We start from the raw sequence: 20,252 nt of genomic DNA on the forward strand, positions 1-20,252 counted from the left end.
CGCTGCGCCGTAGCCGGGCCCGGCGGCGGGCGGTTCTCGGGGCGCGGCCGGCTCGGCCGCCGTCGGCCGGCGGCAGGCCCGGCGCGGACGATGATCAGCGGCCCTTATCCTCCGCCGCCCCGTCGGCTTCCGTCCGGACGGAAACGACCGCAGTCGAACGGCGGTCCGGTACCGGAACGGACGCCCACGTCCCGCCGCATGCGGGGGGCCGGCCGCGGCAACGCCCGCACGACCGCCCGCCGGGCCTCGGGAGGCAACCCGGTCCACCCGGCCGCCGTGATCCGCGCCGTCCCGCCGGTGCCCTCGACCGGCCCGGGGCGGCGCCGGGCGACTCCTATCAGGGCGGTGCGGGGGCCGGGAGGAACGACACCGGAAGCGGCTCGCGCTGGCCCCGCCTGCCGGACTGGTCGGCGGTGTCGCCGCGGCGCGCGCTGTTGCTCGCCGCGGTGGCGAGCGCGGGGTTCGGCGGTCTCCTGGGCGGGCCGGTGGCCGCCGTGGTGGTCGGCGCGTACGGCGCGCTGGCTGCCCGGGCGGTCGTCCGGCGGCACCGCAACCGCCGAATCCGGCTCGCCCGGCGGCACAGCCTGGACCAGCTCTGCGCCCTCGCCGCGGACCTGCGCGCCGGTGTGCCGGTGCTGACCGCCGCGGCCACGATCGGCGTTGGCTCCGAGCCGGGCACCTGGACCGGAGCCCAACCGAACGGCGGCGCCGGCCGGCACGTGGGAGCCCTTTCGGCCAGCGGCGTCGGCCTGCTCACGGGTGCGCTTCCGACCGGTGGCGCCAGTCCACTCGCGGGTGCCCTTGCGACCGGTGGCGCCAGTCCACTCGCGGGTGCCCTTGCGACCGGTGGCGCCAGTCCACTCGCGGGTGCCCTTGCGACCGGTGGCGCCAGTCCACTCGCGGGTGTCCTTACGGCCGGTGGCACCGGCCCGCTCCCGGCAGCGGGCGACGATGCACCCGCGTCCGGCGATCCTGACACGGGAGCCGACACGGGAGCGGACGTGGATCGGCTCGGGCGGCTGGCCTGGGCGGCCGTCCGGCTCGCCGACCGGACCGGCGCGCCCCTGGCCGACCTGGTGGAGCGGATCGAGGCCGACGCCAGGGCCACCGACCGGGGACTGGCCGCGGCAGCCGCGCAGGCGGCCGGCGCCCGGGCCACCGCGTGGCTGCTCGCGGCACTGCCACTCGGCGGCATCGGTCTCGGGTACGGCGTCGGCGTCGATCCGGTCGCGGTGCTGCTGCACACCACCGTCGGCGGAGCCTGCGCCGTCGCGGCGGTCGTCCTGCAGATCGTCGGGCTGTTCTGGGCTGAACGGCTCGGCGCGACGCCGGGCGGGAGCCCCTGATGTCCCGCCAGGTGTTGGCGGCCTGTTGCCTGGTCGTCGCGGCGGTGCTCGCCGTGTCGACCGGCGCGCGGTCAGGCCCCACCCGCCGGCTGCGCGCGCTGCGACGGCGGGGTGGCCCAGCAGGCCGGCCGCGGCCGGCGTGGTGGCCCGATCGGGTACGGCTCGGCTCCGGGCTGGCCGGGGTGGCGGTCCTGGTGGTGGCGGACAGTTGGCTCGGCGCTCTCGGTGGCGTCGTCGTCGCGGTCGTGGCCGACCGGGGCCTGCGCCGGATCGAGCCCCGAGCCGTCCGGGAACGGCGGCTCCGGGAATCCGCTGACCTGCCCCTCGCCGCCGACCTGCTGGCGGCCGCGATGCGGGCCGGAGCGCCGGTGGACCGTTCCGTGCTGGCGGTCGCCGAGGCGCTGGGCGGTCCGCTGGCCGAGCGGCTCGGTCGGGTCGGCCGGACCCTGCTGCTCGGTGGTGGCCCGGAGGAGGCCTGGGCACACCTGGGTCCGGTGCCCGGTGCCGACCGGCTGGCCGGGGCCGCCGTCCGCTCCGCCAACAGCGGCGCCGCGCTGGCCGGCGCCCTGACCAGGCTTGCCGACGACCTGCGCGCCGACCGGTCGACGGCCGCCGAGGCGTCCGCCCGCCGCGCGGGTGTGCTCATCGTGCTGCCGCTGGGGCTCTGCTTCCTGCCGGCCTTCATTCTCGCCGGCCTGGTGCCGGTGATCGTCGCCGTCCTCGGCGACGTGCTGTGACGACCATCGAGAAGGGAACGAGATGCGTAAACTCCTCACCCGCCTGCGCGGCGACGCCGGGATGAACACGGCCGAGTACGCGGTCGGCACGCTCGCCGCCGTCGCGTTCGCCGGCATCCTGCTCAAGGTGCTGACGTCGGGGAACGTGCAGTCGGCGTTGACCGCGGTCATCGACCGGGCGTTGAAGTGAGTTCGCGCCGGCCGGCCGGCCGCGACCGGGGTTCGTTCACCGCCGAGCTGGCGGCCGGCCTGCCGGCGTTGCTCCTGCTCCTGCTGGCCGGCCTGACCGCGGTGAACGCGCTCACCACGAAGGCAGCCTGCCTGGACGCGGCCCGGGAGGCGGCGCTCGCCGCCTCCCGGGGCGAGGCGGGTACGGCGGCGGGGTCCCGGATCGCGCCCCCGGACGCCGTCGTCACGGTGTCGGTCGGCGGTGACCGGGTCACCGCCACGGTGCGAGCTCCCGTCCGCGCCGTCGGCGCCCGGCTGCCCGGGATCAGCGTGACCGCCACCACGGTCGCCGCAGTCGAACCCGGTGCCCCGGCGGCGCAGCCGTGACCGCCGCGCCTGTCCTATCGGGGGGACAGGTCGCCCGTCCGACGGGCGGCGGCCGGGGAGGGGCCGCCTGTCCGGCGATGGGCGGAGACCGGGGAGGGTTCGCCCGTCCGGCGACGGGCGGAGACCGGGGAGGGTTCGCCCGTCCGGCGACGGGCTGTGACCGGGGAGGGTTCGCCCGTCCGGCGACGGGCGGTGACCGGGGCGGGGCGACGGTCTGCCTGCTCGCCGCCGGGCTGGTCCTCGTGCTGGTCGGTGCCTTCGGGGCGGCCGTCGGGGCCGCCAGGGTCGCCCGCCACCAGGCCCGCGTCGGTGCCGACTTCGCCGCCCTCGCCGGGGCGGGTCAAGCGCTGGGCGGCGACGGGCCGGCCTGCGCGGCGGCGGACGAGCTGGCCCGCGCCAACCACGGCCGGCTGACCAGCTGCCGGCTCGACGGACTCGACGTGTTGGTGACGGTCGAGGTGGGAGTCGATCCGCTCCCGGGGCTGAGGCGGTCCGCCACCGCCACCGCGCGGGCCGGTCCGCCGCGGGGGTGAGGGGTCGGTCGGGCCGGTCCGCCGTGGGCCTGAGGGGTCGGTCGGGCCGGTCCACCGCGGGGCTGAGCGGTCAGTCAGGACGTGCCCCCTGCCCGAACAGCCCGGTCGATAGGCTCAGCTGCGGCACGGACAGCGGATCGACGGAAAGGTTTGACAGCGCGTGGGCATCCAACGACATGTGACGTCGGAGGCGATAACCGGACTGGCCGGCGATCTGGACAAGGACGTCAAGAGTCAGGTCACTCTGGCCAAGCAAAAGATCGAGACGACCCGGATCGATGCCTTCCCCGGGTTCGGCCTGGTGGGACTGCCCCTTCAGTTCGCCTACAACGGGATGGTCGACGACTTCCAGCAGTTCCTCGACAAGTACTCCGAGACGATGTCGGAGATCGCCGTGACGCTGCGTACGAAGATCGCGCCAGCCTGGCAGGACGCCGAGGACCACAACAAGGTCCTCTACGGCGACAAGTGACGAACGGGGAAGACAGATGACTGCACCGAATCCCGCGGCGATCGCCGCCATGAGTTTCGCCGTCGCCGAGGCGAGGGCCTCCTCCCTGACCCTGATCAATGGGCTCCGGCTCTCCCTGGTGCTCGGCGTGGCGGTCGCCAACGTGCCCGCCATGTGGGAGGCGGGCGTCACCTGGTCGACCGAGGTGGGCACCGAGCTGTCGGAGATCCAGGCCAAGCTGGACGACGCGATGGACAAGGCGAAGGAGGGCTGGACGGCCGACGACTTCGACGCCCTGGAGAACAAGCTCAAGGAGATCGGCAAGGAACTGGCGAACGTGCAGAGCAGCGCCGGCCTGATCGGCGGCGGCATGTTCGCCGTCGCCGGCGCGTACACCCTGTTCTGGGCGTACGCGGCGGTGGTGGCCGCGCTGACCCTGGCGCTCGCCATCATGGTCCTCGCCGCGCAGTTCACCCCGGCCGGCCCCGCCATGCGGATCTCCGCGGAGTCCATCGTCGGCACGCTGGTCTCCGTGCTCGACCTCTGGCTGGTCAAGCTGACCGCCGTCGGCGCGGCCTTCGGTGCCTTCGCGGGCGCCGCCGTGGTCGGCGCGCTGAGCGGGCCGGCGCTGCTCAACATCGACGACCGGACCGCGAAGCTGGAGCAGGTCAAGATCGAGTGGGCCCCGCCGAACAAGTTCATCTCCCCGAAGAAGGAGGAGCCGGTGCCCTACAACGAGGCCAACGGGGAGGACAAGCCCACGAAGTGACCGGGGCTGGTCGCCGGGGCGCCCGGGCCCCGGCGACCGGTGACCTCGTTCCGTCGTCGAGGTCGACCCAATGAGGCCGGACGGCAGTCAGCCGCACCGGGCCGGCGGCATGGGACGGGCCGACGAGGTCAGCTGAGCCGGCGGCGCAGCCGCTCGATCTCGTCCAACGAGGCGTCGAGGCCAACCTCGGCGGTCCGCCGCATGTCCCCGAACACCTCGTCCGGCGAGCGGCTACCGTCCAGGATTCCGCTGAGCAGCTCGTCGCCGAACGCCTCGCGCTGGGCGTCCGCCATCCGGGCCTGCATGTCCTGCGTCGCCGCCGCGTGCGCCTGCTTGAACGCGTCCGCCAGGTCGTGCGAGGCGAACCGCATCGCCCGCGCGTCGACGTGCACGTCCGAGACGCTGCCGCCGAGACCGACCGACACCTGCACCAAGCCGCTGTCGTCGGACCCGTGGCCGGTGACCTCGGCCAGCCGGGACTGGAACGCCTCGGCCTTGCGCTGAAGATCCTGGGAGATCCGCAAAGCGCGGTCGATCTCCTGGCTGTTGTCCATGAACAAGGGGTACCCCCGTCGGTTCGGACGGTCGGCCCGGACCGCCTGCCTTCGATTCCGCGCCAATCTACCGGTCGGCTCAACCGCCGGAACCACCCGCTCCACCGCTGGGCGCGGAGCCGATCGCCCGGTTTCCGCCCCGACCCTGGAGGTCCGAGCCGACCGGCACCCGCCCCGCCGCCTGGCCGGAGCCGACCGACACCCGCCCCACCGCCGACCGAAGCCGGCCCGTGCCCCACCGCCGGGCGCCCGCCGGTGTGCGCGGATCGGCTAACGTCGGTCGTCGGACCGGAGGTGGGGACATGCACGAGTGTGACGGGTCGATCAGACTGCGCGAGTACCACGAGCCCGGACTGGGCCGATGGCTGGTGAAACTGCTGATCCCCGTGGCCATCGTGGCCGCCTTCTGGGTGGGCACCCTGTGGGCCTTCTCGAAGCGGCTCGACGGGTCGGAGATGCTGTGGCTCACCGTCGGGCTCGTCGTCATCTGCGCGGTGCCTGTGGCGCTGGCGGTGATCGGCGGTATGCTGCGCGGCCGGCTCGCCCAGGGGTCGCTGCGGCTGAGGCGCCCCGACGGTCCTGCCGCGCATCGCCCGACCGGTTACGCCACCCAGCTGTGCCCACACGGCATCGCCCTGCAGCACGCCGACGAGGTGGGCCGGCTGCTGCCCTGGTCCGACGTCGCCGACATCCGGGTCTTCCCCGCGAGGTCCGGCCGCGGCGGGGTCGTCGCCGCGCGGCTGCGCTCGTTCACCGAGCCGACCGGGCTGCCCGCCGTCGCGCGCCTCGTGGAGGACGGTTCCGTGCCGGACGACCCGGCCTGGCTCTGGCTGGGCGGGGTCCGGGACGCCGCCGAGGCCGACCGGGTCGCGGCCCAGACCGGCCGTTGGCGGGAGACGGCCTCCCGGTAACCGGGGGACGCGACGCCCGCCGGGGACGCCCCGGCGGGCGACCGCCTCAGCGGCTCTGGAGCGCGTCCAGGCCGACCGCCATGGCGATCACCAGTCGCCGGTCGATCTGCGGGTTCGGCACCTCGACGACGTACCGGTCGCGCAGCCCCCACTTCTTGACCACCGAGAACACCGGCTGCCCGCCGGCGGTGAAGTCGAAGTGGTACGGCAGCCAGGACAGCGAGTCGACGAACCGGCGCAGCAGCGCCACGGGCAGGCTCCGCTCCTGCCCGGTGATCTGGGGCAGTCCGGCCTGCTCGACGTGCCAGGTGGAGCGGAGCAGCGACTGGGCGAAGTCCTTGCGGAACAGCCCGATCGCATTGCCCGCGTGGTCGGTGACGTCGTACGTGGCGCCGAGGTCGAGCCGCTGGCGGGCCTTGAAGCCGAGCAGCGGCTGCTGCCGGCTGTCGTCGGTGTAGATGGTCACCTGCTCCTTGAAGGCGAGCCGCTTCTGCTGCGCGAACGCCAGCAGCTCACCCTCCGACCCGTCGGGGGCGACGGCGTGGACCTCGTACTGGTTGACCATCATCCGGATCCGCTGCCGGATGTGGAACTGCTGCAGGTGCTGCAGGCGGTCGAGCTGCATGGGAGAACTCCTTCGGGTGTGCGCCGGAGTCTCGCACAGCCGTGCCCTCAGCGCCCGCCTTCCAGCCTCGCGTCGGGGGCGTCGGCGGGACCGGGCTGCTGGGGTGGCCGGTCGGACGGCAGGTTCGCCAGCACCACGTCCAGCACCCGGACCGCGTCCGGCTTGGAGAGCGGGTTGTTGCCGTTGCCGCACTTCGGGGACTGGACGCAGGACGGGCACCCCGCCTCGCAGCCGCACTCGGCGATCGCGTCCCGGGTGGCCCGCAGCCACTCGGCCGCCGTCCGGTACGCCCGCTCCGCGAACCCCGCCCCGCCCGGGTGGCCGTCGTAGACGAAGACCGTGGGGGCCTCGGTGTCCGGGTGCAGCGCCGTGGACAGTCCGCCGATGTCCCACCGGTCGCAGGTGGCCATCAGCGGCAGCAGGCCGATCGCGGCGTGCTCGGCGGCGTGCAGCGCGCCCGGGACGTCGGCGGGCTCCACGCCGGCGAGGGCCAGCGACTGCGGTGAGAGGGTGAACCAGACCGCGACGGTGCGCAGCTCCCGCGCCGGCAGGTCGAGCGGGCGGGTGTCGATCACCTCGCCGGACGCGATCCGTCGCCGCTGGTACGACACGACCTGGCTGGTCACGTCGACCTCGCCGAGGAACAGCCCGACCGGCCCGGCGTCGACGTACGAGCGCACGGAGACCACGGACAGCGAGGTGACGTCCCGCGCGTGGGTGGACCAGTCGGGCTCCTCGGCGTGCACCAGCGCGCAGCCGTCCGCCAGGTCGAGCTGGTCCACCACGTACGAGACGCCCTGGTGCAGGTACACGGCGCCGGGGTGGATGAGGAAGTGCGCCGAGCCGCCGTCGACGGTGCCGAGCAGCCGCCCGGTGGACGCCTCCACCACGCAGACCGGCGCACCGCCCTCGCCGCGCAGGTCGACCTCGGGGCGTTCCCGGTGCCGCCAGTACCAGCCGGTCGGCCGCTGCCGCAGCGCCCCCGCCGCCACCAGTTCGTCGACCGCCTCCTTCGCGCCCTCCCCGAAGAGTTCCAGGTCGGGCGGGGTGAGCGGGGCCTCGGCGGCGGCGCAGGCGAGCTGCGGGGCGAGCACGTACGGGTTGGCCGGGTCGAGCACGGTGGCCTCGACGGGCCGGCCGAACAGCGCCTCCGGGTGGTGCACGAGGTAGGTGTCCAGGGGGTCGTCCCGGGCCACCAGCACGGCGAGCGCCTCGTCGCCGGAGCGCCCGGCCCGGCCGGCCTGCTGCCACAGCGAGGCGCGGGTGCCGGGCCAGCCGCAGATCAGCACCGCGTCCAGCCCGACGAGGTCGACGCCCAGCTCCAGCGCGTTGGTGGAGGCGAGCCCGAGCAGGTCGCCGTGCAGCAGCGCCCGCTCCAACTCGCGCCGCTCCTCGCGCAGGTAGCCGGCCCGGTACGCGGCGACCCGCCCGCCGAGCCCGGGGACCGCCTCGTCCAGCGCCCGTCGGGCGGCGGTGGCCACCACCTCCGCCCCCTTGCGGGACCGGACGAAGGCGAGGGTGCGCACCCCGGCGGCGACCGTGTCGGCCAGCAGGTCGGCGGTCTCGCGCAGCGCCGACCGGCGGACCTGGGTGAGGTCGGCGCCCCCCGGCGGCAGGGCGGAAGGCGAGGCGGGGACCGAGACCGAGGACGACGCCGGGACTGAGGTCGAGGACGACGCCGGGGCTGAGGTCGAGGACGACGCCGGGGCTGAGGTCGAGGACGACACCGCGGACGGGGCCGAGGACGGCGGCGGGACCGACGACGGGCCCGCGGACGTGGTCGGCTCGGCGGGCAGCAGGGGCGGCTCCCAGAGGGCGAAAGTCACCCCGCCGCGCGGCGACGCGTCCTCGGTGACGGCGGTCACCGGCAGGCCGGTGAGCCGCCCGGCCGCCGTGGCCGGGTCGCCCGAGGTGGCGGAGGCCAGCACGAACGTCGGCCCACCGGGCGTACGCCCGTACTTCGCGCACTGGCGGCGCAGCCGGCGCAGCACGTGTGCGACGTGGGAGCCGAACACCCCGCGGTAGGTGTGGCACTCGTCCACGATCACGTACGCCAGCCGGCGCAGGAAGCCGGACCAGTGCGCGTGGCCGGGCAGGATGCCGTGGTGCAGCATGTCCGGGTTGGTCAGCACGAACCGGGAGTGTTGGCGGATCCAGTCCCGCTCGGCGCGCGGGGTGTCGCCGTCGTGGCAGGCGGGGCGTACCCCGTCGAGCTCCAGGCCCGCGACGGCGCGGAGCTGGTCGGCGGCGAGCGCCTTGGTCGGCGCCAGGTAGAGCACGGTGGCCCGGGGGTCGGCGAGCAGGGTGGCCAGCGCCGGCAACTGGTACGCCAGCGACTTGCCGGACGCCGTCCCGGTGGCGACGACGACGTGCCGGCCGGCGTACGCCAGCTCGGCGGCCTCGGCCTGGTGCCGCCACGGCGCGACCACGCCGCGCCGGCCGAGCGCGGCCCGCAGCTCCTCGGGAACCCACTCCGGCCACGACGCCGGTGTGCCGGCCCGGGCGGGCACCCGCTCGACGTGGGTGACCGGGTCGACGGCGTGGCGCGTGCGCAGCCGGCGCAGCAGCTCCGCCGGCGCCGCCGCGGGCGCGCGGCCGGGGCCGTGGCCTGCGGGTACGGCGGCTGCGGGGGTCACGTCCTGCACTTTCGCACGGGTGTCGGAGTTGACGGAGGGGGGTCTGGGTAAGGGGGAGCCGCCGCGGGTGACCGGTACGGGTGGTTCCGGCGGGGATGGTTAGATGCCCAGGAGAGTTTACGACTCTTGCGAGGAGGACCGATGGAGCTGTCGCTGGCGACGCGCACCGTGGGGGAGCACACGGTGCTCGAGGTCGGCGGTGAGGTGGACGTCTACACCGCCCCCCGGCTGCGGGAACGGCTCCTCGAACTGATCGACGGCGGGGCCCGCCACGTCGTGGTGGACCTGGGCCGGGTCGACTTCCTCGACTCGACCGGCCTCGGCGTGCTCGTCGGGGCGCTCAAGCGGCTGCGCTCGTCCGGCGGCACGTTCGCGCTGGTCTGCGCCAAGGAGCCGCTGCTGAAGATCTTCCGGATCACGGCGCTCGATCAGGTCTTTCCCCTGTATCCGACGGTCGACGCGGCGATCGGTGCCGACCCGACCGGCACCCGCGCCTGATGGCCACGGTCAAGCTCTCGTTCTCGCCCGCCCCGGTGCACGTCCGCACCGCCCGGCTGGTCGGCGTGGCGGTGGCCCGCCGCGCCGGCGTACGCGAGGATCTGCTCGACGAGGTGCGCCTGGCCATCGGCGAGGCGTGCACCCGGGCGGTCGCGCTGCACCGGCAGTACCATCTGTCCGATCCGGTGCTCGTGGAGATGTCCGACACCGGGGCGTACGCCGTGCGGGTGGTGGACCGGGCGCCGATCGAGGCCGGCATCGGCCTGGCCGCGCTGGACGCCGACCAGCTCGCCAACGAGTCGCTCAACGAGGACGACCTCACCACGGGCGTCGGCTTCGCCCTGCTCGCCGGCTTCGTCGAGGACCTCCAGGTGCGCCCCGTCGACGAGGGCGTCGGCACCGAGGTCCGGATGGTGTGGCCGGTGGGCCGCTGACCCTCCGCTCAGGCAACTGACCCACCACTCAGCCAACTGACCCACCACTCAGCCAACTGATCCGCCACTCAGGCCGCGTCCGTCGCTCGGGACGCGGCCTGTTCGTCTTGGTCGGGCCCTTATATCAGATTCTTTCGCGTAACACAGCGACGAAGATCATTAAGACACGGCAGCCCCTCCGTGTGACCTCTGACACTGCCGAGGGCTACAGTACCCGGGTTGTCAGCAAGTGACCTTTCCCGCACCCAGCGGGTATGGGTGTTCATCGCTGGTCCGCTGGGGTGGGTTGGCGCGCTTGCTCGTCCGCATCCAGGCGCCGGTCGGTGCGTCTCCACCGGCCGGCGCGAGTGTTCGGTACAGGAGGACACAGATGTCCGGGACCTTGGCCGCTGACGGCGGCGCACTGTCCCTTTCCGGAGCCAACGTGACGTACGTCGTCATCGCCGCGGTCCTCGCGCTGGTGGCGCTCGTCTTCGCCGCCGCCTTGACCAAGGCGGTGCTGGCAGCCGGTAAGGGCACCACCAACATGCAGGAGATCTCCGGAGCGGTACAGGAGGGGGCCTCGGCCTACCTGCTCCGGCAGTTCAGGACCCTCGCGATCTTCGTCGTGATCGCCGTGGTGCTGCTGTTCCTGCTGCCGGTGCACGACACCGACGGCAGCGAGACCGCGGTGAAGATCGGTCGGTCCGCCTTCTTCGTGGTGGGCGCCCTGTTCAGCGCGTTCATCGGCGGTGCCGGCATGTGGCTGGCCACCCGCGCGAACCTGCGGGTCGCCGCCGCCGCGCGGGAGCGGGAAGGCGGGCGCGAGGCCGCGATGCGGATCGCCTTCCGCACCGGTGGCGTGGTCGGCTTCCTCACCGTCGGTCTCGGCCTGTTCGGCGCGGCGCTGGTCGTCCTGCTCTTCAAGGGCGACGCCCCGACCGTGCTGGAGGGCTTCGGCTTCGGCGCCGCCCTGCTGGCCATGTTCATGCGGGTCGGCGGCGGCATCTTCACCAAGGCCGCCGACGTCGGCGCCGACCTGGTCGGCAAGGTCGAGCAGGGCATCCCGGAGGACGACCCGCGTAACGCCGCCACCATCGCCGACAACGTGGGTGACAACGTCGGCGACTGCGCCGGCATGGCCGCCGACCTCTTCGAGTCGTACGCGGTCACCCTGGTCGCCGCGCTGATCCTCGGCCGGGCCGCGTTCGGCGAGGAGGGCCTGGTCTTCCCGCTGATCGTCTCCGGCATCGGTGCGGTCATCGCGATCATCGGCGTCTTCATCACCCGGCTGCGCGCCTCGGACCGCTCCGGCCTGACCGCCATCAACCGGGCGTTCTACGCCTCCGCCATCATCTCGGCGGTGCTGGTGGCCGTCGCCACGTACGCGTACCTGCCGGCGACCTTCGCCGAGCTGGAGGGCGGGCTGACCGACGTCAGCGAGAACCCGCGGGTGGTGGCCATCGGCGCGGTGATCATCGGTATCGTGCTGGCCGCCGCGATCCAGGCGCTGACCGGGTACTTCACCGAGACCAACCGGCGCCCGGTGCAGGACATCGGCAAGAGCTCGCAGACCGGCCCCGCGACCGTCATCCTCGCCGGCATCAGCGTCGGCCTGGAGTCGGCCGTCTACTCGGCGCTGCTGATCGGCGCGGGCGTCTTCGGCGCCTTCCTGCTCGGCGGCAGCTCCATCACGCTGTCGCTGTTCGCCGTGGCGCTGGCCGGCACCGGCCTGCTGACCACCGTCGGCGTGATCGTCGCCATGGACACCTTCGGCCCGATCTCGGACAACGCCCAGGGCGTGGCCGAGATGTCCGGCGACATCGACGAGCACGGCGCCCGGACGCTCACCGAGCTGGACGCGGTCGGCAACACCACCAAGGCGATCACCAAGGGCATCGCCATCGCCACCGCCGTCCTCGCGGCGACCGCGCTGTTCGGCTCGTACACCGACACGCTGCAGGCGGCGTACGCCGACGCGGGCGTCGCCGACGTGGGTCGGGAGATCCTCAACTCGCTCAACGTGGCAAACCCGCGCAACCTGGTCGGCCTGATCATCGGCGCGGCCGTGGTCTTCCTCTTCTCCGGCCTGGCCATCAACGCGGTCTCCCGCTCGGCCGGCGCCGTCGTGATGGAGGTCCGCCGGCAGTTCCGCGAGCTGCCCGGGATCATGGACCGCACCCAGCGCCCCGAGTACGGCAAGGTCGTCGACATCTGCACCCGGGACGCGCAGCGCGAGCTGATGACCCCCGGCCTGCTGGCCATCCTCGCCCCGATCGCGGTCGGCTTCGGCCTCGGTCCGGGCGCGCTGGCGGCGTACCTGGCCGGCGCGATCGGGGCGGGCACCCTGATGGCGGTGTTCCTGGCCAACTCCGGTGGCGCCTGGGACAACGGCAAGAAGCTCGTCGAGGACGGCGCGTACGGCGGCAAGGGCTCCGACTCGCACGCCGCCACGGTCATCGGCGACACCGTCGGCGACCCGTTCAAGGACACCGCCGGCCCGGCGATCAACCCGCTGATCAAGGTGATGAACCTGGTCTCGCTGCTGATCGCGCCGGCCGTCGTGGCCTGGAGCGTGGGCGACGACAAGAACACCGGCCTGCGGGTGACGATCGCGGTGGTGGCCGCGCTGGTCATCGTCGCGGCGGTGGTGTTCAGCAAGCGCAAGGAGGTCGCGATGGGCGACTCCGACGGCACCGGCACCAGCGCCGACAAGCCGGCGGAGACGGTCAGCGCCTGAGTGGTGGAACAGCGGGCTCCCGGTCGGCGCGACGCCGGCCGGGAGCCCGCCGCGCGCCTGGCCCCCGCCGGTGCCGGCGGAACCCCAGCTCATGGGCCGGCGGCCCGCCGTCGTGGTGGCCGGCGGACCGGGAGCCGGCAAACCGACCGGTGGCGCATCCGCGCGAAGGCCGTACGCTGCATCGCATGCGCACGTGCCGGGCGGCGACCGCCGGAAGACTCACGGTGGTTCTCGCGACGCTCGTCCTCACGCTGGCCGGCTGCGGCGGCGGCCCCAGCCCGCGGGCCTGGGCGGCGTCGGTCTGCGAGGCGCTCACCCCCTGGCGGGCCGAGATCAACAAGCTGACCAGCAGCACCCAGCAGCAGATGACCGCGCAGACCACGCCCGCGCAGGCGAAGGAGAACCTGGTGCGGCTCTTCGCCGGGGCGGAGCAGGCCAGCGAGACGGCCCGGCGCAAGGTCGACGAGGCGGGGATCCCCGAGACCGACCGCGGCGAGGAGATCTCCCAGGGCTTCCAGACGTCGCTCGGCAAGGTCCGCGACGCGTACGGGCGGGCGCGGGCCACCATCAGCGGGCTGAGCATCCGCGAGCCCGGCGCCTTCTACGACGGCGTGCGCGCCGCCGTGGAGACCCTCAACAAGGAGTACGACGCCAGCGCCCTGGACACCAGCCGGCTCAGCTCCGAAGAACTCAAGCAGGCCTTCGACGAGGTCCCGGAGTGCCGCTGACGCCCCCCGACAGGCTTCCCGACCCGGTCCGGCAGTTGTCGCTGTTCGGGGCCGAGGCGGCGGACCCGTCCGTCGCCGACCTGGCCGGCCTGCTCGCCGGCCCCGGGGAGGTGGTCCGGATGGGCGGCACCGCGCGGCTGACGGTCGCGGTGGACGCCGGGTGGCGGGTGCACGTGCTCGTCGCCGAGCTGGCCCGGCGTGGCCTGGCCGCGACGTGGGAGGCCACGGCGGACCAGCGGCACGTGGTCCGCACCTCGTACGCCAGCACCCTGGCCCCACTGGCGCTGGCCTGGCTGAACCAGCACGCCGCCAGCACCGAACCGGCCGTCGCCAAACCGGCTGGCGCCGAACCGCCCGTCGTCGAATCGGCCGGCACCGAACCGTCCGGCACCGAACCGGCTGTCGCCGAACCGGACGGCACCGAACCGGGTGGCGGGTCGCCTGTCGCCGAACCGGGCGGCGGCGGGCCGGGTGGCGGGCCGGCTGTCGCCGAACCGGGCGGCGGCGGGCCGGTGAAGCGGCCACCCGCCGGGTTCCACCTCAACGGGCGGCGGCTGCGGCTCTGGCTGGCCGCCGCCGGGGCGGCCGACCCGCCCGGGTTCCTGCTCCGCCTCGGCGCGGCCGACGAGGCCTGCTGGGAGCCGGTCGGCGTCGCGCTGGCCGCCGTCGGCCTGCCGGCGGTCCTGCTCGACTCCGACGAGCGCGGCCCCGCGTACCGGATCACCGGCCGCCGGCGGCTGGCCCGCCTCGCCGACCTCATCGGCGACCGCCCACCCGCCGCGCCCCCGGCGGACTGGCCCACCCGGGCCTGACCGGTTCGGCTCCGGCCCGCCGCGCCGCAAACAGCGCAGTCCCGGGCCCACCCGGGCCTGACCGGTTCGGCTCCCCGACGCGCCGGACCGGCCTGCCTCCCCGGCGTGCCTGACCGATGCGCCCGACCGGCGCGGCGCTGGCCGCACGCCCTCGTCGGCGGCGGGCCGCTCGGCGGCCGACCTGGCTCCGGCTGTCCGATGCGGGACACTCGGGCGGTCGGTTTCCGCCGAGAATCGGGCCGGTTGACCATCGGTCGAGGGGACGGCATCGTCACGGTGGCCTGCTTGAGACCCTACCCACGGTGTACGGTGGCGCCGTCCGGCAAGAGCATCACCGGTGCGGCGTGGGGTGGGCGTCGCACTTGGGCGGTTTGCCGCCCGCGAAACCCGAAACGCGGGCGGCGCGTTACGTTGGACATCCGGACCGCCGGCGGTTCCGGCGGACCGAGGGTGGTCCGCGCCCGGAACCGGCCGGCCACGAGCAGGAGTGAGGTCGCAGGAGACGTGCCGAGCAACCCCAGGACCACCCGTCTGGTCATCGTCGAGTCACCGGCGAAGGCCAAGACGATCTCGGGCTACCTCGGCCCGGGATACGTCGTGGAGGCCAGCTTCGGGCACGTCCGCGACCTGCCGCGCAACGCCGCCGACGTGCCCGCCAAGTACAAGGGCGAGCCGTGGGCCCGGCTCGGGGTGGACGTCGACAACGGCTTCCACGCCCTCTACGTGGTCTCGCCCGACCGTAAGCAGCAGATCAGCAAGCTGACGAAGCTGGCCAAGGAGGTCGACGAGATCCTCCTCGCCACGGACGAGGACCGCGAGGGCGAGGCGATCGCCTGGCACCTGGTCGAGACGTTGAAGCCCAAGGTGCCGGTCAGGCGGATGGTCTTCCACGAGATCACCAAGCCGGCGATCCAGGCGGCGGTGGCCAACCCGCGGGAGATCGACCGGGATCTGGTCGACGCCCAGGAGGCCCGGCGCATCCTCGACCGGCTCTACGGCTACGAGGTCTCCCCGGTGCTGTGGAAGAAGGTCATGCCGAAGCTGTCGGCGGGCCGGGTGCAGTCCGTGGCGACCCGGATCGTGGTCGAGCGGGAGCGCCAGCGGATGGCGTTCCGCACCGCCGAGTACTGGGACATCCTGGCCACGCTGTCCGTGCGGAACCCGGGCGAGGGGCCGCGCAGCTTCAACGCCACCCTGGTGGCCCTGAACGGCGACCGGATCGCCACCGGCAAGGACTTCGAGCCGACCACGGGCCGGGTGAAGGCCGGCGCCGGGGTGGTGCACCTCGACGAGGGCGGGGCGCGTGGCCTCGCCGCCCGGCTGCAGGGGCGGCCGTTCGCCGTCACCCGGGTCGAGGAGAAGCCCTACCGCCGGCGCCCGTACGCGCCGTTCATCACCTCCACCCTCCAGCAGGAGGCGGCCCGCAAGCTGCGGTTGTCGTCGCAGCAGACGATGCGCACCGCGCAGCGGCTGTACGAGAACGGCTACATCACCTACATGCGTACCGACTCGGTGAACCTGTCGGAGACCGCCATCGCGGCGGCCCGCCGGCAGATCGTCGAGCTGTACGGCGAGCGCAGCGTGCCGCCGGAGCCGCGCCGCTATACCGGCAAGGTGAAGAACGCCCAGGAGGCGCACGAGGCGATCCGGCCGGCGGGGGACAACTTCCGCACCCCGGGCGAGGTGGCCAAGGAGCTGTCCGAGGAGGAGTACCGGCTCTACGAGCTGATCTGGCGGCGGACCATCGCCTCACAGATGACCGACGCGGTCGGCTCCAGCGTCTCGGTGCGCATCCGCGCGGTCTCCTCCTCGGGCGAGGAGGCCGACTTCGGCGCGACCGGCAAGACGATCACCGACCCGGGCTTCCTGCGCGCGTACGTCGAGTCCAGCGACGACGAGAACGCCGAGGCCGAGGACGCCGAGCGCCGGCTGCCCAACCTGGTCAAGGACCAGCCGCTGACCGCCGACGAGCTGGCCGCGCAGGGCCACCACACCCAGCCGCCGTCGCGGTACACGGAGGCGTCGCTGGTCAAGGCCCTGGAGGAGCTGGGCATCGGCCGCCCGTCCACGTACGCGTCGATCATGCAGACCATCCAGGACCGCGGGTACGTCTCCAAGCGCGGCCAGGCGCTGATCCCGTCCTTCCTGGCGTTCGCGGTGATCGGCCTGCTGGAGCGGCACTACCCGCGACTGGTCGACTACAACTTCACGGCCAGCATGGAGAACGAGCTGGACGAGATCGCCGGGGGTGACCACGCCGCCGTCGACTTCCTCACCGCGTTCTACTTCGGTAGCGCCAACGGCGCCGGCGACCAGGACATCGCCCGCTCCGGTGGGCTGAAGAAGCTGGTCACCGAGAACGTCAGCGAGATCGACGCGCGCAGCGTCAACTCGATCCCGCTGTTCACCGACGACGACGGGCGTGAGGTCGTCGTCCGGGTCGGGCGCTACGGGCCGTACCTCCAGCGGAGCGTGCCCGGCGAGGAGCCGGCGGCGCACGCCGAGGGTGAGGAGGGTGGCACCCCCGGCGACCGGGCGCCGATCCCCGAGGGGCTGGCCCCGGACGAGCTGACCCCGGAGAAGGTGCACGAGCTGTTCCTCGGCGGGGGCGGCGAGCGCAAGCTCGGCGACGACCCGGCGACGGGGGAGCCGATCGTGCTCAAGTCCGGCCGGTTCGGCCCGTACGTGGCCAGCGGCGAGCGGAAGTCCTCGCTGCTGCGCTCGCAGTCGCCGGACACGCTCACCCTGGACCAGGCGCTGCGGCTGCTCAGCCTGCCCCGGCTGGTCGGGGTGGCCCCGGACGGCGTCGAGATCTTCGCGAACAACGGCCGGTACGGCCCGTACGTCAAGCGCGGTGACGAGTTCCGGTCGCTGGACTCGGAAGAGAAGATGTTCACCGTCACGCTGGACGAGGCGCTGGCCCTGCTGGCCGCCCCGAAGACCCGCCAGCGGCGGGCCGCCGCGCCGCCGCTGCGGGAGCTGGGGGTCGACCCGCTGACCGAGAAGCCCTTGGTGATCAAGGACGGCCGGTTCGGCCCGTACGTGACCGACGGGGAGACCAACGCGTCGCTGCGCCGGGGGCAGACGCCGGAGGCGCTGAGCATCGAGGAGGCCTCCGAGATGCTCGCCGAGAAGCGCGCGAAGGGGCCCGCCCCGCGGAAGAAGGCGACGGCGAAGAAGGCGACGCCGGCGAAGACCACGGCGGCGAAGAAGACGACCGCCACGAAGTCCACGGCCGCGAAGTCCACTGCGACGAAGGCGGCCGCGACGAAGGCGACCAAATCGGCGCCGAAGAAGGCTGCCCGGGCCAGCGAGTAGCGGCGCTACAGCGAATCTTGGTACGGATCGGTCCCTCCGGGGGCGGAACCGTACCAAGATTGGATACCCGGCCAGCCGGACGTCGACGTACGCGTCTGGGTACGCCGAGACCTGCACGGTCTGCGCGGCCTGGGTCAGGGGCATGTCCTGCCACCCGTCGACCTGCTTGAGGCCCTTGAGGAATGCGGTGGTGGAGTACTCGGGGTCGGTGATCTGCTCCGGGGTGCCCCAACCCGAGGACGGCCGCTGCTGGAACAGACCCAGCGAGTCATGGTCGTTGGCGTCGCCCAGGTGGCCCAGGTTCTCCAGCTTCGACTCCTGCAGGCTGGTGGTCATACCCGGTCACGCCACCGAACCGGACATCCGAGGCGAATCAGTGCACCTGGGGCAGTTGATCCACTCCATGCCGCCGACATGGCGGCATCCCGCACGCTGGACACCCCAATGTCACCGACATGGCGGGATCATCCAAGTCAGGGGCCGAGGATCTTGTTCAGGTGGTCCGTCGCGAAGACCCGGTTCGGGTCCAGGCGGTCGCGGATCGCCTGGAAGTCGGCGAACCTCGGGTACACCGGCGCCAGCGACTCCGCGTCGCGCCAGTGGACCTTGCCCCAGTGGGGCCGGCCGCCGAGGCCCGCCGCCACCCGTTCGAACGCCCGGAAGTACGGCTCGTACGGCATGCCCGCGTACTGGTGCAGGGCGACGTACGCGGACTCGCGCCCGTACCCGTGGGACAGCCAGATGTCGTCGGGGGCGGTGAAGCGCACCTCGACCGGGAACACGACCTTGACCGGGAGCCCGTCGACGATCCGGCGCAGCGCGTCCAGCGCCTCGGGCAGGGCTTCGCGCGGCAGCGCGTACTCCATCTCCACGAAGCGGACCCGGCGCGGGGTGCAGAAGACCCGGTCGGACCGTGCGGTGTAGATGCGCTCGGTGAGCACCCGGGAGGCGACGCCGCTGATCGTCGGCACCAGGGCGGGTACGGCCCGGCCGACCCGGCAGACGCCGCCGAAGAAGGTGTTGGCCAGGAACTCGTCGTCGAGCCAGCCGCGCCACCGCGGCAGCGGCCGCTCGTCGGCCGGCGCCCGGTCGTTGGTCTTGACCTGGACCCGGGGCGTGTACGGGAACCAGAAGAACTCGAAGTGCTCGTGGGCGGCGACCAGGTCCGGCAGGTCGGCGAGGACGGCGTCCAGCAGGGCGGGGCGCTCGTGCGCGCGCAGCCCGAACGCGTCCACGCACCGCAGGGTCACGTCGGTCAGCACCCCGAGGGCGCCGAGCGAGACCCGGGCGGCGGCGAAGACGTCCGGGTGCTCGTCGGCGGAGCACCGCAGCACCTCACCGGTGCCGGTGACCAGGGTCAGCGCCGCGACGAACGTGGACAGGCAGCCCAGCGTGGCCCCGGTGCCGTGGGTGCCCGTGGAGATCGCCCCGGCGACGGTCTGCGCGTCGATGTCCCCGAGGTTGGGCATGGCCAGGCCGTTCGCGGCGAGCAGGTCGTTGAGCCGATGCAGGGGCATCCCGGCCGGTACGGTGACCAGGCGCCGCTCGCGGTCGACCCGGACGCCGACGTCCAGCCCGGCGAGTTCCATGCGCCGGCCCTGGCTGCGGGCGACGGGGCTGAAGGAGTGGCCGCTGCCGACCGGCCGGATCCGTTCCCCGGCCGCGGCGGCTGCCTGGACGGCGTCGGCGACGTCGGCGGTGGTACGCGGGCGGAGGACCTCGGTTGCGGTGCTGCGCTGGTTGCCGGCCCAGTTGGTCCAGGCGGCGAGGGGTCGGGTGCTGGCCATGCGCGCTCCTCGACATCAACGTGAATTGACTTCCTATCAGGAACGTTGTGCCTGGTAAATACCGCAATCGAGGTCCGCTCGTTGTACCGGTAGTCACGCACTCGTGACGTGCAGATATGTTCATCCGTCGAAGGGGGGTGGCGCCGAGTGTCCACACCAGCCGCCACGACCGGGCCGCTGCGCCGGGTACCGGTCCAGGGTCGAAGCGTCGCACGGGTCCAGCGGATGCTGGACGCCTGCGCCGAACTCGTCGACGAGGTGGGGTACGAGGGGCTGACCACGACCCTGCTCGCCGAGCGTGCCGGGGTGGCGATCGGGTCGGTCTACCAGTTCTTTCCGGACAAGCGGGCGATCGTGCAGGCCCTGACCCTGCGCACCATGGAGTCCTACCTCCAGCGGCTCGACGAGCGCTTCTCCTCGAACGACCTGACCCACTGGTGGGACGGGGTCGACGCGGGAATCGACGAGTACATCACCATGCACCGCACCGTCCCGGGCTTCCGCACCCTGCACTTCGGCGACGTGGTCGACCTGCACCTGCTGGACGAGCAGCGGGACAACAACGGCGTGATCGCCGACCAGTTGGCCCGGGTGCTCACCGAGCGGTTCGGCATGATCGACGAGCCGCGCCTACGGTTCTGCCTGGAGGTCGCCGTCGAGGCGGCCGACGCGCTGATCAAGCTGGCCTTCCGTCGCAAGCCCGAGGGCGACGAGGAGGTGCTCGCCGAGGCCAAGGCGCTCATCCGTGAGTACCTGCACCGGTACGTCGAAGCCCAGGCCGACAGCGCCTCCTGAGCCGGGCGAGGGCGGCCCGCCTTCGCGAACCGACCGGGCCGCCA

The 20,252-nt window shown here is 73.5% G+C and carries 19 protein-coding genes and 1 pseudogene; 15 read left to right on the top strand and 5 right to left on the bottom strand.

Annotated features, from left to right (window positions below; all coding sequences use genetic code 11):
* Window positions 1-413 precede the first annotated feature (413 nt).
* From ABGB16_RS04660 to ABGB16_RS04690, 7 genes are all read left to right on the top strand, one after another.
* Window positions 414-1,346 (top strand): hypothetical protein, encoded by a 933-nt coding sequence (locus ABGB16_RS04660; protein ID WP_347666696.1) that lies wholly within the window; start codon window positions 414-416, stop codon window positions 1,344-1,346.
* Window positions 1,346-2,083 carry a type II secretion system F family protein gene (locus tag ABGB16_RS04665; protein WP_347666697.1) on the top strand — a complete coding sequence of 246 codons (738 nt, stop codon included), beginning with the start codon at window positions 1,346-1,348 and terminating at the stop codon, window positions 2,081-2,083. Before ABGB16_RS04660 ends, ABGB16_RS04665 begins: the two co-directional genes overlap by 1 nt.
* Before the next feature lie 22 nt (window positions 2,084-2,105).
* Window positions 2,106-2,273, top strand: a complete 168-nt coding sequence (locus ABGB16_RS04670; RefSeq protein ID WP_013283643.1) for a DUF4244 domain-containing protein — start codon at window positions 2,106-2,108, stop codon at window positions 2,271-2,273.
* On the top strand, window positions 2,270-2,638 hold the full coding sequence (locus ABGB16_RS04675; protein ID WP_347666698.1) for a TadE family type IV pilus minor pilin: 369 nt from the start codon (window positions 2,270-2,272) through the stop codon (window positions 2,636-2,638). The genes ABGB16_RS04670 and ABGB16_RS04675 overlap by 4 nt, the downstream gene beginning before the upstream one ends.
* 77 nt (window positions 2,639-2,715) lie before the next feature.
* Window positions 2,716-3,171, top strand: a complete 456-nt coding sequence (locus tag ABGB16_RS04680) for an Rv3654c family TadE-like protein (RefSeq protein WP_347666699.1) — start codon at window positions 2,716-2,718, stop codon at window positions 3,169-3,171.
* Between the two features lie 160 nt (window positions 3,172-3,331).
* Entirely contained in the window at window positions 3,332-3,643 is a 312-nt protein-coding gene (locus tag ABGB16_RS04685) for a hypothetical protein (RefSeq protein WP_347666700.1), read from the top strand.
* Window positions 3,644-3,659: 16 nt separating this feature from the next.
* A complete protein-coding gene (locus ABGB16_RS04690; RefSeq protein WP_347666701.1) occupies window positions 3,660-4,391 on the top strand; it encodes a hypothetical protein in 732 nt (243 codons plus the stop codon).
* Window positions 4,392-4,519: 128 nt separating this feature from the next.
* Here ABGB16_RS04690 and ABGB16_RS04695 read toward each other — a convergent pair whose 3' ends face one another.
* Window positions 4,520-4,945, bottom strand: a complete 426-nt coding sequence (locus ABGB16_RS04695; RefSeq protein ID WP_347666702.1) for a YbaB/EbfC family nucleoid-associated protein — start codon at window positions 4,943-4,945, stop codon at window positions 4,520-4,522.
* Between the two features lie 302 nt (window positions 4,946-5,247).
* On the opposite strand from ABGB16_RS04695, the gene ABGB16_RS04700 reads away from it, so the two are divergent.
* On the top strand, window positions 5,248-5,856 hold the full coding sequence (locus tag ABGB16_RS04700; RefSeq protein ID WP_347666703.1) for a hypothetical protein: 609 nt from the start codon (window positions 5,248-5,250) through the stop codon (window positions 5,854-5,856).
* A 46-nt stretch (window positions 5,857-5,902) separates the two neighbouring features.
* Here ABGB16_RS04700 and ABGB16_RS04705 read toward each other — a convergent pair whose 3' ends face one another.
* Both ABGB16_RS04705 and ABGB16_RS04710 read right to left on the bottom strand, forming a co-directional pair.
* Window positions 5,903-6,481 (bottom strand): hypothetical protein, encoded by a 579-nt coding sequence (locus tag ABGB16_RS04705; protein WP_347666704.1) that lies wholly within the window; start codon window positions 6,479-6,481, stop codon window positions 5,903-5,905.
* A 47-nt stretch (window positions 6,482-6,528) separates the two neighbouring features.
* The gene (locus tag ABGB16_RS04710) at window positions 6,529-9,117 is read right to left on the bottom strand and encodes a DEAD/DEAH box helicase (protein WP_347666705.1); all 2,589 of its coding nucleotides are present in this window, start codon (window positions 9,115-9,117) and stop codon (window positions 6,529-6,531) included.
* A gap of 141 nt (window positions 9,118-9,258) precedes the next feature.
* Here ABGB16_RS04710 and ABGB16_RS04715 point away from each other — a divergent pair, with 141 nt between their 5' ends.
* The 6 genes from ABGB16_RS04715 to topA all read left to right on the top strand — a co-directional run bounded on the left by ABGB16_RS04715 (window position 9,259) and on the right by topA (window position 17,626).
* Window positions 9,259-9,615 (top strand): STAS domain-containing protein, encoded by a 357-nt coding sequence (locus tag ABGB16_RS04715; protein ID WP_347666706.1) that lies wholly within the window; start codon window positions 9,259-9,261, stop codon window positions 9,613-9,615.
* A complete protein-coding gene (locus ABGB16_RS04720) occupies window positions 9,615-10,049 on the top strand; it encodes an ATP-binding protein (protein WP_145774847.1) in 435 nt (144 codons plus the stop codon). The genes ABGB16_RS04715 and ABGB16_RS04720 overlap by 1 nt, the downstream gene beginning before the upstream one ends.
* A gap of 370 nt (window positions 10,050-10,419) precedes the next feature.
* A complete protein-coding gene (locus ABGB16_RS04725) occupies window positions 10,420-12,768 on the top strand; it encodes a sodium-translocating pyrophosphatase (protein WP_347666707.1) in 2,349 nt (782 codons plus the stop codon).
* Between the two features lie 185 nt (window positions 12,769-12,953).
* Window positions 12,954-13,496 (top strand): hypothetical protein, encoded by a 543-nt coding sequence (locus ABGB16_RS04730; protein WP_347666708.1) that lies wholly within the window; start codon window positions 12,954-12,956, stop codon window positions 13,494-13,496.
* Window positions 13,487-14,308 carry a hypothetical protein gene (locus ABGB16_RS04735; RefSeq protein ID WP_347666709.1) on the top strand — a complete coding sequence of 274 codons (822 nt, stop codon included), beginning with the start codon at window positions 13,487-13,489 and terminating at the stop codon, window positions 14,306-14,308. Before ABGB16_RS04730 ends, ABGB16_RS04735 begins: the two co-directional genes overlap by 10 nt.
* Before the next feature lie 504 nt (window positions 14,309-14,812).
* Complete coding sequence (gene topA, locus ABGB16_RS04740; protein WP_347666710.1) at window positions 14,813-17,626, top strand: type I DNA topoisomerase; 2,814 nt, start codon at window positions 14,813-14,815, stop codon at window positions 17,624-17,626.
* Window positions 17,627-17,719: 93 nt separating this feature from the next.
* On the opposite strand, the pseudogene ABGB16_RS04745 reads toward topA, so the two are convergent.
* Window positions 17,720-17,956: pseudogene (locus tag ABGB16_RS04745) on the bottom strand (hypothetical protein); the annotation flags it as partial.
* Between the two features lie 143 nt (window positions 17,957-18,099).
* On the bottom strand, window positions 18,100-19,413 hold the full coding sequence (locus ABGB16_RS04750; protein WP_347666711.1) for a D-arabinono-1,4-lactone oxidase: 1,314 nt from the start codon (window positions 19,411-19,413) through the stop codon (window positions 18,100-18,102).
* A 225-nt stretch (window positions 19,414-19,638) separates the two neighbouring features.
* Here ABGB16_RS04750 and ABGB16_RS04755 point away from each other — a divergent pair, with 225 nt between their 5' ends.
* Window positions 19,639-20,208 (top strand): TetR family transcriptional regulator, encoded by a 570-nt coding sequence (locus ABGB16_RS04755; RefSeq protein WP_347666746.1) that lies wholly within the window; start codon window positions 19,639-19,641, stop codon window positions 20,206-20,208.
* Window positions 20,209-20,252: the final 44 nt, after the last annotated feature.

The organism is Micromonospora sp. B11E3, assembly GCF_039871625.1.
In the GTDB taxonomy this organism is placed as follows: Bacteria; Actinomycetota; Actinomycetes; order Mycobacteriales; family Micromonosporaceae; genus Micromonospora.